The following is a 14,039-nucleotide window of genomic DNA, read 5'->3' on the forward strand; positions in this document are numbered from 1 at the left end:
CGCCTCAGCCGCCCGCCGACTGTAGCTCGGCCGCCAGGACACGCACCAGCTCGGCCGCTGGCAGGGCCCGGGCCAGCGGCGCGCCCTGCCCGGCCCACTGCACCCCGAAGTCGGCTTCGCCCCGGGCCTGGGCGGCGGCAATCAGGGCGCGGGCGGCCTCGTAGGCGCGCGGGTACGCCGCTACGGCCGGCCGCCCCGGGGTGTCGACTGCCTGCACCAGGCGGGTGCGGAAGCCCCGCGCCGGCCGCCCGGAAATCACGCTGCTGATAACCGTGGGCGGCTGGTCCGGGCTCAGCAGCCGCGCCCGGTACGCCGCATCGGCCGCCGACTCGGGACAGGCCACGAAGGCGGTGCCGAGCTGGGCCGCCGCCGCGCCCAGCCGGCGCACGGCCGCAATGCCGGCGCCGTCCATGATGCCGCCCGCCGCCACCACCGGCACGCGCAGCTCGCGCACCAGCAGGCGCGTCAGGGGCAGCGTGCCCAGGCCGGCGTCGCCCGGCTCGGGGTAGAATATGCCGCGGTGCCCGCCCGCTTCCAGGCCCTGGGCCACCACGGCGTCGAGGCCGGCCGCCGCGGCCTGCCGGGCTTCGGCCAGGGAGGTGGCCGAGGCCAGCAGCGTGGCACCGGTGGCGCGCAGGGCGGCCAGCGCCCCGGCCGGTGGCAGGCCGAAGTGGAAGCTGACGACCGGCGGGCGCACGTCGAGCAGCAGGCACAGCAGCTCCTCGTTGGTCCCGAAGCTGGGGTAGGGCGCCGCGAGCGTCGCCGGCGGCGCCGCGCCGAATTGGGCGAAGAGGGGCTGCAGGTAGGCCAGCCAGGCGGCGTCGCCGGCCGGATCGGGCGCGGGCTGCTGATGGCAGAAGAGGTTGACGTTGAAGGGCCGCGCCGTGCGGGCTCGTACTTCCGCTATCTGCTGCGCCAGTGCGGCGGCCGGAGCCGAGCCCGCTGCCACGGAGCCCAGCGCCCCGGCTTCCGCCACGGCCGCCGCCAAAGCCGGGGTCGACACGCCGGCCATCGGGGCCTGAATGATGGGATGCGCAATGCCCAGGCGCTCGAGCAGGTCAGCCATAGAGGTGCGGAATCAGGTAGCCGATAAGGTAAAGCGGCGCGGCGGCAAAAGGTTGGGCCACGCTGCGCAGTTGGCCGCCCAGGGCAGCCGGCAGCACCAAGCTCGGCCGGAACCGCCGGCCGGGGCGCGCGTACTGGCAGGTAGAACCCAGCTGCTTTTCCCCATGCCCCTGCACCCCGACCTCGATAAAAAGCTCAGCAAAAAGTACGAGCCCAAAACCCGCGTCGACGACGTGTTCAAGGGCTACGACATCACCTTCCTCACCAACGAGCACGGCGAACCGGTCATTCTTTTCTTCGGCCGGCGCCGCCCCGACGGCGCCATTGCCGGCGAACGGTATACCCGCACCATCAAGCGCGTGCCCGACACGTTGGAGGTAAAGCACAGCCACTGGGATTTGCAGGGCAAGATCCGCTAGGGCAAGCCGGCGGTTCAGCCCGCAGTCATTGCAAGGAGGCACGACGAGGCAATCTTGCCGCTAGTAACAGAAACGGCCCAGCTGGCAGAACTCAAAAATCCAGTCGGACGAAAACAGCCCCGCCCCAACCTGGCACCGGCAGATTTGGGCGGGGCTGTTTTCGTTCGTAGGCAGTGCGTTGGCGGTGCTCCTGGAGAAACGATTGGCTACGCCTTCCTGCGGGTGCCGCGCTTCGCTCGCCGTGACTACCAGTATGGCCGCTGCTCAGCTACTCGGCCTTTTTGTTCAGGTAGTTCTTGGCCAGCTCGTTGAGCTTGGTGTCGGTGAACTGCTCTTCCTCCAGCGTCTTGCGCAGCAGCTCGGCCGCATCGGCGTAGCCCAGGCGCTCGGCGTAGTGGGCGGCGGTACCGTAGCAGGCTATTTCGTAGTGCTCGATTTTCTGCGAAGCCCCGATCAGGGCCGCGTCCATTACTTCCTCGGTGGCGTTTTCCGACATCAGCTTCTGGCCCTCCTTGATCAGGCCTTCCATGGCCACGCAGGTTTCGCCCGTCAGGTTCAGGTCCAGGTCGTTGCCGATGCGCTCCAGGCGCTTCACTTGCTCTTCGGTTTCGCGCAGGTGCCGCTCGAAGCCGCGGCGCAGGCGCCCGTCCTTGGCCGACTCGGCCATTTGGGGCAGGGCCGCCACCAATTGTTGTTCGGCGCTGTAGAGGTCCTTAAGGCAGATCAGCAGCAAATCATCCAGGGTTTCGAGCTTGTCAAATAGCATGGCGTAACGCGTTGAAGTGAGCGGCGGCCAGGACATCCGGCCGCCGCCGCAGGTTACGCGCCAAGTGGCGGGGTGTTAAGGACGAGCTGCCCGTTCGGCCTACTCCAGAGCCGTCAGATCGAGCGGCTCGCCCACGGCAAGCGGGTGCAGCCGGGCGTTGAGCATGCCCTCGGCGGCCACCTGCTCCACGGTGCGCAGCGGCTCGGCGGCGGGCTCGTCCGACAAATCGAAGGTGCCGTAGTGCATCGGGATGAAGTGCCCGGCGCGCAGCTGGTTGCTGACTTTGGCCGCCTCGTTGGGGTTCAGGTGGCTGCGCTGCATCATAAACGCCGGCTTGTAGGCTCCGATGGGCAGCAAGACCACGTCGAGGGGGCCGAACTGCTCTTCGATCTGCGCGAAGTGCGGGCCGTCGGCCGAGTCGCCGCCGAAGTAGAGCGTGCGGCCCGATTCTTTCTCGCGCAGCAGAAACGAGCCCCAGAGCACGGTGTTCAGGTCGCCCACGCCGCGGCGGTGCCAGTGGGCGGCGGGCAGGTAAAACACCTCGATGGGCGCGTTCGGGCCGAGGTCAAACTGCTGCCACCAGCCCGCTTCCTGGGTGGGCGGCAGCAGGCCGGCGGTGCGCTTCAGCAACTGCGCCACCCGCAGCGGGCCGAGCACCTGCAGCTGCGGGTTTTGCCGGGCCAGCAGGCGGATGGAGTCGTCGTCGAGATGGTCGCGGTGGCCGTGGCTGAGCAGCAGGTAGTCGATGCCGGTGAGGTCGGTGGGGGCGCAGGGCAGCGGGTGGCGGCGCTTGATGAAGGGCAGATCGAAGAGCACCGGGTCGAAGAGGAAGGTGCGGCCGCCCCAGCGCAGCCAGAACGAGGCGTGGCCCAGCCAGAGGAGCGTGCCCTCGGGGCGCTGGCGCAGCACCTCGGCGCAGGGCTGCACCGCCGGGGCCCAGGTGTCGCGCTTTTTGGCCTCGGCCTGCGGGTTTTTGCTCAGCACCTTCCAGCGAAAGACGTCGGAAAAAGCCGGCTCGTAGAGCCGCTCGTCGGCGTTGGCAAACGCGCGGCCGATGAGCAGGTTGCCGGGGTAGTGGGGGCGGATGGTCGGCAGCTGCTCGTTGCGGACGCGGCGGGAAGTGGGCATAAGGCGAAGCGGAATCGGCGCGAAAGGTAGGCCGGCGGCGGCTGGTTTTGCGGCGGCAAACAACTATTTTACCCCCGGTTTTGATCCGCCGTTTCCGTTTCCTTTTCTATCACCACCGTTTCGTTCATGGAAAACTTTACCCCTAACGAGGAGGCCCACGAGCCTCAGCCCCGTCAAATCGTGCTGTCGGCCGAAGAAGCCGCCGCCATCCAGACCCGCTTTCTGACCCAGGTCTACGGCTGGATGACCGGGGCGCTGGCCATTACCGGCGGCGTGGCCATGGTGGTGGGCGCTTCGCCCGAGCTGCAGGAAATGGTCGTCGGCAACCGCCTGGTGTTCTGGGGGCTGCTGCTGCTGGAGCTGTTCATCGTCGGCTACCTCGGCGCGCGGCTCATGAACATGTCGGCCAGCCAGGCCATCGGCGCCTTCGCGGCCTACTCCGTCATCAACGGCCTCACGCTCGGCATCATCTTCATGGTGTACACCGCCGACAGCATTGCCTCCACCTTCTTCGTGACGGCCGGCACCTTCGGGGTGATGAGCGCCTACGGCTACTTCACGCGCACCGACCTCTCGCGCTGGGGCAACCTGCTGCTGATGGCCCTTATCGGCGTCATCATCGCCACGGTGGTCAACCTGTTCCTGCAAAACAGCATGCTCTACTGGATTACCTCTATGCTGGGCGTGTTCATCTTCGTGGGCCTGACCGCCTACGACACCCAGAAAATCAAGGAGCTGGCCTTCGTGGGCCTCGAAGACGAGGAAGTGGACCGCAAGGCCGCCGTGTGGGGCGCCCTCACGCTCTACCTCGATTTCGTGAACCTGTTCCTCTACCTGCTGCGCTTCTTCGGCCGCCGCAAGTAATCCTGCACCTGCCTCCGTTAGTCGAAGCGCGCCGGCGGGCTTGTCCGCGGCGCGCTTCGTTGCGTTCAGCCCCTTACCCGCCCGATGGAAGCCGATTTTCAGACCTACCAGAAATATCCCACCCTGGCCGCCGCCGAGGAGCTGCTGGCCCTGCTGCAGCAGCACGACATATCTTACCGCCTGCAGGAAGACCGCGCCACCGTGGAGCCGGCCTTTGCCTTCAACGAGCACGACCGGAGCTTCCTGGTGAAGCTGCTGCCCGCCGACTTCGCCCGCGCCGATGCCCTGCAGGACGAAGCCAACGCCCAGCTGGTGGCCGCCACCGGCCCCGAGCATTACCTCTTCAGCTTCAGCAACGCGGAGCTGATGGACCTGCTGGTGCACCCCGACGAGTGGAGCCGCTTCGACGTGGCGCTGGCCCAGCGCCTGCTGCGCGAGCGGGGCCAGCCCGTGAGCCCCGACACCGTGCAGCTGCTGGAGCAGCGCCGCCACGTGGAGCTGAACAAGCCGCCCGAGAAGCAGCCCGCCTGGGTGTGGCTGGGCTACGTGTCGGCCCTGCTGGGCGGGCTGCTGGGGCTGGCCATCGGCTGGCACCTCTATTCGCACCAGCGCCGCCTCACCAACGGCCAGCTGGTGCCCGCTTTTTCGGCCCAGGAGCGGGTGCACGGGCTGCGCATCGTGGCGCTGGGCGTGGTCAGTTTGGTGGCGTGGGTGGCGCTGCGGCTGTACTTCGGGCGCTACTAACGGCGCGCCACGCCACCACCGCCACGCCCGCCAGGCACAAGGCAAACCACGCCCACGGCAGCCGCAGATCCAGCACCGACAGGGCCCCGTACACCACGGTGGAGGCGATGCTGGCCACGCCCTGCACGGCCTGGTTCAGCCCGAACACCTCGCCGCGGTCCTGCTCGGAGATGTGCTGGGCGATGAGCCCGTCGAGCAGGCCGGGGATGAGCGAGAGGGTGAGGCAGTCGACGGCGACGGTGGCGAACAGGGCGGTGCGCGAGCTGCCCACCAGGCCGTAGGTCACGAGCACCGGCACGCCGCACAAGGCCAGCCAGCGGATGGCGCGGCGCTGGTCGAGGCCATCGGCCAGGAAGGTGAAGAAGCCGTAGTTGATGGCAATGCTGAGCGTGCCGAAGAAGATGAAAAACAGCGAAAGGGCGCGGGCATCCATGCGCAGCGCGCCCAGGCTGGCGTAGGGCACGAAGTAGGAGTAGTAGCCGATGCTGAGCGTAAAGAGCACCTGCGTCAGCACCAGCGGCAGCAGGCCGGGGTGTTCCCGGCCCTTGGCCTGCAGGCGCCGCCAGAGCTGGGGCACGTTCAGCGCCTCGGCCACGGTGCGGCGCAGCTCCCGGCGGCTCAGGCCGGTGCGCTGGGCGTGGGTTTCGCGCATGAGCAGGCTCAGGCCGATGTTGAGCGCGGCCAGCACCACGGCCAGCCCCACCACGGCGCGGGCCTGTTGCGGCGGGGTGAAGTCGTACAGCATCAGCAGCAGGCCGCCGGCCATGGGCCCGAGCACGAAGCCCAGCGAGATGATGGCGCCCTCGATGCCGAGGTTGCGAAACAGCCGCTCGGGCGGCGACAAGTCGGTAATGGCCGAGCGCACGGTGGCGTACATGCCGTTGGTGAGCCCGTCGCTGAGGCGGTTGACGAAGTACAGCCCCGCCCGCACCGGCAGCAGCAGCCCATTGGCCAGCAAGGTGCCGATGGCCGACACGATGAGGATGGGCCGGCGCCCGTAGCCGTCGGAGAGCTTGCCCAGCAGCGGCGCGGCCACCAGCTGCACCCCCAGAAACAGCCCGGTGCCCAGCGCCAGCCACAGCTGCGGCCGCGGCAGCCCCCGCACAAACTCCGGCACGATGGGCCCGGTGGCCGCGCCCACTATCACGTCGAGCAGGATGATGGCGTACAGCAGCCAGAGGCGGCGGTCGGGTGGGGGCATGGGGCGGCGGGTGAGGCGGTAAGTACGCAAAAGCCGGTCGGCCGGGCACCGCAACCGGTTGCAGTGCCTCGCCCCGGGAGCGGAAGGCGGTTACAACCGGTTGCGGTGCCCCTGCCCACGCGCGGAAGCCTGTTGCAACCGGTTGCAATGCCTTTGCCCGCGAGCGGAAGGGGATTACAACCGGTTGCAGTCCCCTTTCGCTTGCGGGGCAAGCTGCCCCAACCGGTTGCGCTCAGCCCGCGGCACCAATTGCAGCCACCGGCACAGGTGCCAGGGCCCTTCCGCGCGGGCGGCAAGCATCTGGCACAGGTGCCCAAAGGGTTCCGCCCGCGCGGAAGGAGGCCGGCACAGGGGCCCGATGGGTTCCGCCCGCGCGCAAGGGGCCCGGCACAGGTGCCAGGGCCTTGTCGCCCGCGGGGCAAACCACTGGCACCTGTGCCGGAAGGCGGCGGGCGGCCCTTACTTCACCTGCGTGCCCAGCCAGGCCGTGCGGAAGGCCAGCTGCTCGGCCGTGGGCTGCTGCCCGGCTTTTTCCAGCGTCAGCACTTCCAGCACCGATGAGGCCGTAAGCGGCACCTGCACGGTGCGCACCTGCCCGCGCGAGCGGATTTCCAGCGCCGCCGTGTCGCCCACCTTGTGCTTTTTCAGCGCCTTGGCCAGATCGGCTTCCTTTTTCAGCTCCTTGCCGTCGAAGCGCAGAATTTCGTCGTCGCGGTCGAGGCCGGCCTGGTAGAGCGGGGTGCCCGTCTGGGTGTTGAAGGTGATGACGAAGCGGCCGTTATTGAAGCCAAGCTGCCCGGGCAGGCCGAGGCTGGCCTCCGTGGGCCGCACCGGGCGCACCAGCAGGCCGGCCGGCGCCAGCAGCTTGGCGTAGTCGTGGGGCGCGGCGGCCGAGTAAATGTGCTGGCGAAAAAACTGCCCGGCAAAGGCCGTGTCGCCGCTCACCTGGCCGAGCAGGCGCTGCAGATCGGGCACGGTGTAGGGCCGACCCGGGGCGTAGTTCTGCTGCGGCTGGCCGTGCTGCTGCCACACCAGGCGCATGTACTGGTCGAGGGTGGTGCGGTAGCGCTGGCGCAGGGTCAGGTCCAGGGCCAGGGCGTTGGCCCCGCCCAGGGGGTAGTACGACTGGTAGGTGTTGGCCCGGTTCGAGGGGTCGATGGACTTGGCCGCGTCCACGAACGGCGCCTGCTGGCTCATGTAGATGGCCCCGTAGCGCCTGGCCCCGGGCGCCTCCATGGCGTTGACCAGGCCCGTCAGCGCCTCCTCGCAGTACTGCTGGTCGGTGGCGTAGGCGCCGGAGCGGCGCATTACCAGCTCGCCGTAGTACTGCGTGAAGCCCTCCGCAAACCAGAGCATGTCGCTCATGTTGGCCCGCTCGAAGTCGAAGGGCTCCAGGTCGCGCGGGCGCAGGCGCTCCACGTTCCAGCTGTGGAAAAACTCGTGCGACACGGTGCCCAGGTTGTCGAGGGCCGAGGGGCCGCTGATGGGGCGCGGGCTGGTGACGGAGGTGGAGTTGCGGTGCTCCATCCCGTCGCCGCTGGCCTGGGGCAGGTAGTTGGCCACGAAGGTGTAGCGGCCGAAGTCGTAGCTGGGCAGCTCGCCGAACACCGCCCGGGCCTCCGTCACCACTTTCTTGGTCAGCTCGGCGTAGCGGTCCAGGTCGGCTTCCGAGCCCCGGTGCAGCACCTGCAGCTCGATCTGCTGGCCGGCTTCCTGCCAGCTGCGCACCTGCTGGGCCCCCAGCGAGGTGGGCGAATCCATGAAATACTGCAGGTGCGGTGCCTCGTACTGGCCCGGCACCGCCGCCCCGTTGAGCTGCACCGGCAGCAGCTGGGTGGCCACTTTCCACTCGGCCGGCAGCTGCTCAAACGTTACCCGAATGGGCCGCTGCTCCAGCCCGCGGGCGTAGGCGAAGGTGGCCGGGATGTTCAGGTGGGCGTGCTGCGCGTCGATGCCGGCGTAGGTGCCGTCGGTCCGGTCGCCGTAGAGCGTGTAGCTCAGGCGCACGGTGCCGTCGGGGCCGGGCGTCACGTCCCAGCCGTAGGGGTCGGGGTGGGTGAGGGGCAGCGGGCGGCCCTGGGCATCGGTGGCCTTCACGTCGTACACGTTCTTGGCAAATTCGTGCAGGGCGTAGCGGCCGGGCGAGGAGCGGGCCATGCGCACGTGCAGCGGCTGGCCCGCGGGCACCTGGCGGAACTCGGCCACCACCTGCGCCTCGTGGTGCACGGCGTTGGGGAACGTGATGCGGTACTGGACGGGCGCGGCAGTCTGCTGGGCCGAAACGGTCAGCGGCGCGGCCAGCAGGCCCAGGCCCAGCAGCAGCCGGGCGGCGGAAGAAGAAGGCATACGGGAAAAATCAGCGGGGAAAGGGCCCGAAAGTACGCGCCCGCCAGCAGACACCGAAACCGGCCGGGTCGTTGCAGTCCGGCGTGGTCCCTACGCCGCCAAAGTCGTAGGACCACTATTGTTGCCGGGCCACGTTGCCCGGCACATCCGGCCGGGCGTTGCCTTATCGTCGAACCACGGGCCGGGAGGGCGACGTAGCCGGCCGCCGCGCTGGTGGTTCGACCACAGGCGTAGCGCCGCCGGATTGCCCGCCGCTGCCGGGTGCCCGGTGCCAAACGGGCCGTTCAACGATAGTCATGCGGGCCGTTCAACGATAGTCGTAGTACCGCTTTGAGCGGTACTACGACCGCGCCCACACCCCGGCCTGCACCAGCCCATCGGCCCAGTGCTGCTCCCACACCGGCCGTAGCCCCAGCTGCCCGAGGGCGCCGGCTATGTCCGGCAGCTGCCGGCCGCGCACGCCCGAGGTCAGCCCGAAAAAGCGGTACATCAGCCACTGCAGCCCGCGCTGCCAGCCGCGCCGGGGCGGGGCAAAATCGGCCACCAGCCAGCGGGTACCGCCGTGCGCGTGGCAGTGCAGGCGGGCCAGCAGGGCGGCCAGCTCGGCCGGCGGAAACAGGTCGAAGAGGAAAAACGCGACGATGACGTCGAACTGCTCGGCGGGCAGCAGGGCCGCTTCGGTGCCGTGGCGGAAGCTCACCTGCCCCGCCGCTTCGGGCCGGCGCTGCAGCAGTTCTGCTGCCTGCCGCAGCATCCGGGCCGAGGCTTCCAGGTACAGCACCTGCGCGTCGGGGCGGGCGGCCAGCAGCTCGGGCAGCACCCGCCCCGTGCCGCCGCCGATGAAGAGCACCCGCGGCGCGGCCCCAGCCGCGGGCAGGCCCGCCTGCAGGGCCGCGCGCTGGGCCCGCAGCAGCGTGGGCCCGAACACCAGCCGGGCCAGCGGGTCGTAGAAAGCAGCGACGGAATCGAAATCGGGAACGGACGTAGGCATGGGGCGCAAAGCTGCCCGAACATACGCGGCCCGGGGCGCCGGAGTATCTTTCCGGGGCGGCTTTGCGTTGTTTCAGCTACCCGTCACCGCTTTTCGCTGCGCATGACCACCACGCTCCGCCGCCTGCTCGCCGGCCTCGCCCTGTTTGCCACCGAATTTGCCCTGATCCTGGCCGTGGGCACCGCCGGGGTGGTGCTGTTCCTGCTGCTGGGCCGGCAGGTGCTCGGCGACGGGCAGCTGAGCTTCGACGAAAGCGCCTTCACCTGGTCGCACGCGTTCCTGGGCGAGGCCAACCGCCGCTGGGTCGACTTTATCACCTTTCTGGCCTCGCGCAACTTCATCATCGTGGCCGCGCTGTCGGTTATCGGCTACTTCCTCGTCATCCGGCAGCACCGCTGGTACTCGCTGAAAGTGCCAGTGGTGGCCCTGGGCAGCATCACCCTGAACCTGCTGCTCAAGAACTTCTACCACCGCCCGCGCCCGCTGCTGCCGCTTACCTCGGCCTCGGGCCTGAGCTTTCCCAGTGGCCACGCCATGATTTCGGCCTCGTTCTACGGCCTGCTCATCTACCTCACCTGGCGCCACGTCGCCAACCGTTCCCTGCGCTGGCTGCTCACCCTGCTCATCACCGCGCTCATCCTGCTCATCGGCCTGACCCGCGTGTACCTGCGCGTGCACTACGCCTCCGACGTGCTGGCGGGCTTCGCGGCCGGCACGCTGTGGCTGCTGATTGCCATTCCGCTGCTCAACCGCCTGGAGCACGCCATCAAGCGCCGCGTGCGCACCGCCACCACCGACAGTGTGCTGCCCGTGGAGTAGCCGAAATAGTGCAAGCGTGTTTTGTTAGTGAAAATTTTTTCGCTGATAGTCAGCGCAGAAGCGGCTTTGAATGAAAAATCTTTGCGCTGGTGCTTGACAACTGCCCGCAGTGCCTCTACTTTTGTATCACAATTCGCCGCTGAGCTACCAACAACGGTGAATTTTTAAAAGCTGCGGTTGTGGCGAAATTGGTAGACGCGCTGTCTTCAGGCGGCAGTTCCGAAAGGTGTGAGAGTTCGAGTCTCTCCGACCGCACAAGCCGAAAACCGGTTCCGAAAGGGCCGGTTTTCGCTTTTTTACGCGTTTTGCAGTGGTGCCACGACTCCGAAAGTCGTGGCACCACTGCGTTTACCCCGCACCGTATGCGCAAGGCAGGCGTGGGAGGCCACTGGCAGCTTAAGCGTAATGGCGCCATGACTCCGAAAGCCGTGGCGCCATGCGGCCCCTTGCATCGTCGGGCGGGTTTTGCCGTAAGTCAAAGCCGCCTATGAACCGCCTTGCCCAATTTCTGCTCCGTCTTACCGGTCAGCTCACGGCCGAAGTGCTGGTATTGGGCGGTGCCTTCGTCGGTTCCTTTCTCGTCTTCCTGTACCTCACGCGCCTGGTATTCGTGGCCGGCCCCGAGCAATTCGATCAGGCCGCCTTCGACCTGATGGACCGGCTGCGCGCCGCCACGCCGGGCCTCACGCAGTGGGCTCTGCGGGTTACGTTTTTCGGCTCGGCGCGCTGGTTTGTCGTGGCGGCCGTGGCACTGCCCGCCCTGCTGTGGTGGGGCCTGAAGCGGCGCCGCGAGGCCGTGGAAATCTTCGCGGCCATTGCCGGCTCGGCCCTGCTCAACCAGCTGCTGAAGCACTTCTTCGGGCGCGTCCGCCCCCTCACGGCCTTGATCTATCAGCCCGGGCTGAGCTTTCCCAGCGGCCACTCCATGATTGGACTGGCCCTGTACGGCATGCTGGCCTGGCAGCTCTGGCGCCACGGCCGGCACCCGTTCTGGGCCGTGCTGCTGGTCATTTGGGCGCTGTTTATCGGCCTCACGCGCATCTACCTCCACGTGCACTACGCCACCGACGTGCTGGCCGGCTTCGCGGCGGGCGTGGCTTGGGTGGTGCTGGTGCAGGCCGCCGTGCGCCGCCGCCTGCGCCGCATGGGGCAAGACGTCAGAAGCTAGAAGCTGGGAGCAAGGAGCTAGAATGTTGTGCGAATCCGTAACCCGGGAACCACGAAGCCATACGCTCCTAGCTCCTAGCTCCTAGCTCCTAGCTCCTAGCTCCTAGCTCCTAGCTCCTAGTCCAGCTTCACCTTCACCCGAATGGCCTGCAGGCCCTTCACGCCCTGCAATTCCTCCAGTTCCAGCTCTTCCTGGCCGGGTTCGAGCAGGCCACGGTCCTGCAGGTAGTCCACGTATTCGCGGTACTCGGCGGCTTCGCGGGCCTGGGCGTACACCAGTGCAATGTGGCCGGGCTGAGTGAGCCGCTCGCCGGTGCCGGCCACGGTGGCCTTGTCCACGCGCTTCTTGATGATTTCGTAGCGGATGTTGTAGGCCCCGTCCACGTCGAACTGCCGCTCGTCCATGCGGAAGCGGATGCTCAGGGCCTGCGAGTGGATAAGCACCAGCTGGGTGGTATCCAGCGGGACGGGCAGCGTGGCCTTGAGGCGGTGGGTGAGGCGGGTGATTTCGCAGCTCACCAGCAGTTGCCACAGGCGCAGGTTCTTCAGGAAGATGAGGTCGAAGGTTTTGTCGTGCACCAGCGAGGCGCCCACGTAGATGTTGTACTCCACGCCGTCGGTTTTGAAGCGCTGGAAGTAGTGCGGAAACATCTGCTGGGCACGGCGGTCCTCTTCGTCGAGGTAGTCGCTCACCGCGTCGTTGATTTGGGTGATGCTCTGCTCAAAGGCCTTGCGGCGCTTGTACAGAATGCCCAGCTCGGGGTCGATGTTCGACCAATATTCGCTGATGACCGGCCGCAGCTCGGGCGTGTGCTGGGCCAGGTACTCAAACAGCGGCTCGACCTCGCTCTTGATGGACTCCAGAATGCTCACCTCGTCGCCCGACAAAATGCCCTGGCGCAGCCGCTTCAGGTTCTTGGTCACGTAGAATTTCAGCTCGTCCAGGATAGGCAGGGCCTGAAACTCGGTGGCTTTCTTGAGCACGCGGTTGGCCAGCGTGAGGTGCTCGATCAGGTCGCCCTGAATGGCCTCGTTGCGGGCTGTGCTGCTGCCACGCACGTCCGACGAGCCGTAGAGCGGGTACACGTCCTGGAACACGATGGGCTCCATTTCGGCGTTTTTGTTGCCGTCCTCGAGCTTTTCGAGCAGGTTCAGGGCCGCGTCGGTGAAGCGCCACTCCATGCTGGGGTGGATGGCGGTGAACTTCTCCTTGACGATGGCCTGCACGCGGGTCTGGATTTCCTCGGCGTTGCGCTTCACCGCCACCGCGAAGAGCGGCAGAAAGGCCGTCACTTTGTCCAGCGCAAACTCGTCCAGGTCGCCGGGGTTGGGCGAACCCAGCTCCAGCAGGCCCACCGCGTCGTCGCCGTAGGGCAGCAGCGCCAGGATGGCCGAGCGGATGCCGATGCTGGTGAGCTGCTCGCGCAGATCCTCCGGAATGTCGGCCGTGGCCACGTCTTCGAGCACCAGCGGGCGGCGCTCCTGCGTCACCTGGGCGTAGATGCGCCGGAAGCCGGAGTTGGCGTCCTGGCGCTGCAGCTGCTTCATCAGGAACGAGTGGTTGATCTTGCGCCCGAAGTCCACGAAGGCCTTTTTCTTCTCGTCGTAGGCCGCAATACCGAGCTGCAGGAAGGGCCGCCCGAAGAGCACGCGCAGCTTTTCCTGAATCTGCTCCAGTCGGTCGGAGGCCTGCAGCACGTCGCGCTCCAGCAGGTCGTACTTCAGCTCCGAGAGAATTTCCTGATTGGTGACGTCGCTCAGGTTCAGGATGTTGAAGCCTTCGAGGGCGAAGTTTTCGGGCGGCAGCAGCTGGCGCCACAGGGCCACGTCGTAGGGGTTGCGGCGCAGCTGCTCCAGGTCCTCGGGGCTCAGCTCGGGCTTGTCGCCCACCACTTTCACGTCCAGAAACGCGGAGTTGAAGGCCACGCTGTAGTGGCGGTAGAGGCCAATGCTGTAGTCGGGCACGGTGAAGATGATGCTGCCGTAGTGGTCGGGCAAATCCTCGCCGTAGAGCTTTTCCAGAATCTGGGCGTAGACCATGTGCACCATGTGGCGCTCCATGGTAGCCGCGTCGATGTTGAGCGGCTGCTTCACGCGCTTGTCGGGGGCCAGCAGCACCTCCGCGAAGCGCGGCGTGTGGTAGAAGCTGAAGCGCTGAAAGGGCGGAATGGCGCCGCTGATGTCTTTGTCGAAGGAGGCGGGCGGAAACACGGCCACCATCAGGGCCTGCACCAGGGGCTGGTGGGCGTTGAGCACGGCCGGGTCGGTGAGGGGGCCGCGCAGCTCGGGGGCCAGCTCCACCTCGCGCAGAATGCCGCGGGCCAGCAAGGACACGCCGGGGTTGGGGTCGTCGGTGCGGGCCTGCCACCACGCAATGATGGGCTCCAGGCTCAGCGTGGTCTGGAAGAAAAAGGCAGAAGCGGCGGGCGCCGGAACAACGTCGGAGGGGCGGGGCATACGGAAAGGAAAGCGGCCGGGGCAGCATCGGCGCGGCTACCGCCATATACGCAGCCGCCCGCCCGGCGGACG

General features: G+C 67.5%; 12 protein-coding genes and 1 tRNA gene. 6 read left to right on the forward strand and 7 right to left on the reverse strand.

The window, feature by feature from the left end; all coding sequences use genetic code 11:
- Nucleotides 1–4: 4 nt before the first annotated feature.
- Nucleotides 5–1,066, reverse strand: coding sequence for an NAD(P)H-dependent flavin oxidoreductase (locus DLM85_RS14715; RefSeq protein WP_111478869.1), 1,062 nt, complete (start codon nucleotides 1,064–1,066; stop codon nucleotides 5–7).
- A 163-nt stretch (nucleotides 1,067–1,229) separates the two neighbouring features.
- On the opposite strand from DLM85_RS14715, the gene DLM85_RS14725 reads away from it, so the two are divergent.
- A complete protein-coding gene (locus DLM85_RS14725; protein ID WP_111478871.1) occupies nucleotides 1,230–1,484 on the forward strand; it encodes a hypothetical protein in 255 nt (84 codons plus the stop codon).
- A 268-nt stretch (nucleotides 1,485–1,752) separates the two neighbouring features.
- Here the strand turns inward: DLM85_RS14725 and DLM85_RS14730 are convergent, their stop codons facing one another.
- The gene (locus DLM85_RS14730) at nucleotides 1,753–2,250 is read right to left on the reverse strand and encodes a YciE/YciF ferroxidase family protein (protein ID WP_111478872.1); all 498 of its coding nucleotides are present in this window, start codon (nucleotides 2,248–2,250) and stop codon (nucleotides 1,753–1,755) included.
- 99 nt (nucleotides 2,251–2,349) lie between these two features.
- On the reverse strand, nucleotides 2,350–3,378 hold the full coding sequence (locus DLM85_RS14735; protein WP_111478873.1) for an MBL fold metallo-hydrolase: 1,029 nt from the start codon (nucleotides 3,376–3,378) through the stop codon (nucleotides 2,350–2,352).
- Between the two features lie 126 nt (nucleotides 3,379–3,504).
- Here DLM85_RS14735 and DLM85_RS14740 point away from each other — a divergent pair, with 126 nt between their 5' ends.
- Nucleotides 3,505–4,242: a Bax inhibitor-1/YccA family protein gene (locus tag DLM85_RS14740; protein ID WP_111478874.1), complete on the forward strand. Its 738-nt coding sequence runs from the start codon at nucleotides 3,505–3,507 to the stop codon at nucleotides 4,240–4,242.
- A gap of 84 nt (nucleotides 4,243–4,326) precedes the next feature.
- Nucleotides 4,327–4,986, forward strand: coding sequence for a hypothetical protein (locus DLM85_RS14745; RefSeq protein WP_111478875.1), 660 nt, complete (start codon nucleotides 4,327–4,329; stop codon nucleotides 4,984–4,986).
- Here the strand turns inward: DLM85_RS14745 and DLM85_RS14750 are convergent.
- From DLM85_RS14750 to DLM85_RS14760, 3 genes are all read right to left on the reverse strand, one after another.
- The gene (locus DLM85_RS14750; RefSeq protein WP_111478876.1) at nucleotides 4,937–6,187 is read right to left on the reverse strand and encodes an MFS transporter; all 1,251 of its coding nucleotides are present in this window, start codon (nucleotides 6,185–6,187) and stop codon (nucleotides 4,937–4,939) included. The genes DLM85_RS14745 and DLM85_RS14750 overlap by 50 nt on opposite strands.
- A gap of 459 nt (nucleotides 6,188–6,646) precedes the next feature.
- Nucleotides 6,647–8,533 carry a M61 family metallopeptidase gene (locus DLM85_RS14755; RefSeq protein WP_111478877.1) on the reverse strand — a complete coding sequence of 629 codons (1,887 nt, stop codon included), beginning with the start codon at nucleotides 8,531–8,533 and terminating at the stop codon, nucleotides 6,647–6,649.
- Nucleotides 8,534–8,873: 340 nt separating this feature from the next.
- Entirely contained in the window at nucleotides 8,874–9,524 is a 651-nt protein-coding gene (locus DLM85_RS14760; protein WP_111478878.1) for a class I SAM-dependent methyltransferase, read from the reverse strand.
- Nucleotides 9,525–9,626: 102 nt separating this feature from the next.
- Between DLM85_RS14760 and DLM85_RS14765 the strand changes: the two genes are divergently transcribed.
- The 3 genes from DLM85_RS14765 to DLM85_RS14775 all read left to right on the forward strand — a co-directional run bounded on the left by DLM85_RS14765 (nucleotide 9,627) and on the right by DLM85_RS14775 (nucleotide 11,511).
- Nucleotides 9,627–10,343 (forward strand): phosphatase PAP2 family protein, encoded by a 717-nt coding sequence (locus tag DLM85_RS14765; RefSeq protein WP_111478879.1) that lies wholly within the window; start codon nucleotides 9,627–9,629, stop codon nucleotides 10,341–10,343.
- A 173-nt stretch (nucleotides 10,344–10,516) separates the two neighbouring features.
- Nucleotides 10,517–10,598, forward strand: a tRNA-Leu gene (locus DLM85_RS14770).
- Between the two features lie 232 nt (nucleotides 10,599–10,830).
- Nucleotides 10,831–11,511, forward strand: coding sequence for a phosphatase PAP2 family protein (locus DLM85_RS14775; RefSeq protein WP_165822148.1), 681 nt, complete (start codon nucleotides 10,831–10,833; stop codon nucleotides 11,509–11,511).
- 116 nt (nucleotides 11,512–11,627) lie between these two features.
- On the opposite strand, the gene DLM85_RS14780 is transcribed toward DLM85_RS14775, so the two are convergent.
- Nucleotides 11,628–13,967, reverse strand: a complete 2,340-nt coding sequence (locus DLM85_RS14780) for a GAF domain-containing protein (protein ID WP_111478881.1) — start codon at nucleotides 13,965–13,967, stop codon at nucleotides 11,628–11,630.
- Between the last annotated feature and the right edge of the window lie 72 nt (nucleotides 13,968–14,039).

The organism is Hymenobacter edaphi, assembly GCF_003258365.1.
GTDB classification, from domain to species: Bacteria; Bacteroidota; Bacteroidia; order Cytophagales; family Hymenobacteraceae; genus Solirubrum; species Solirubrum edaphi.

Coding starts and splice junctions, on each gene's coding strand:
- DLM85_RS14745 (WP_111478875.1), top strand. CDS start 4,327: ATGGAAGCCGATTTTCAGACCTACCAGAAATATCCCACCCTGGCCGCC.
- DLM85_RS14715 (WP_111478869.1), bottom strand. CDS start 1,066: ATGGCTGACCTGCTCGAGCGCCTGGGCATTGCGCATCCCATCATTCAG.
- DLM85_RS14725 (WP_111478871.1), top strand. CDS start 1,230: ATGCCCCTGCACCCCGACCTCGATAAAAAGCTCAGCAAAAAGTACGAG.
- DLM85_RS14730 (WP_111478872.1), bottom strand. CDS start 2,250: ATGCTATTTGACAAGCTCGAAACCCTGGATGATTTGCTGCTGATCTGC.
- DLM85_RS14765 (WP_111478879.1), top strand. CDS start 9,627: ATGACCACCACGCTCCGCCGCCTGCTCGCCGGCCTCGCCCTGTTTGCC.
- DLM85_RS14755 (WP_111478877.1), bottom strand. CDS start 8,533: ATGCCTTCTTCTTCCGCCGCCCGGCTGCTGCTGGGCCTGGGCCTGCTG.
- DLM85_RS14750 (WP_111478876.1), bottom strand. CDS start 6,187: ATGCCCCCACCCGACCGCCGCCTCTGGCTGCTGTACGCCATCATCCTG.
- DLM85_RS14780 (WP_111478881.1), bottom strand. CDS start 13,967: ATGCCCCGCCCCTCCGACGTTGTTCCGGCGCCCGCCGCTTCTGCCTTT.
- DLM85_RS14740 (WP_111478874.1), top strand. CDS start 3,505: ATGGAAAACTTTACCCCTAACGAGGAGGCCCACGAGCCTCAGCCCCGT.
- DLM85_RS14760 (WP_111478878.1), bottom strand. CDS start 9,524: ATGCCTACGTCCGTTCCCGATTTCGATTCCGTCGCTGCTTTCTACGAC.
- DLM85_RS14775 (WP_165822148.1), top strand. CDS start 10,831: ATGAACCGCCTTGCCCAATTTCTGCTCCGTCTTACCGGTCAGCTCACG.
- DLM85_RS14735 (WP_111478873.1), bottom strand. CDS start 3,378: ATGCCCACTTCCCGCCGCGTCCGCAACGAGCAGCTGCCGACCATCCGC.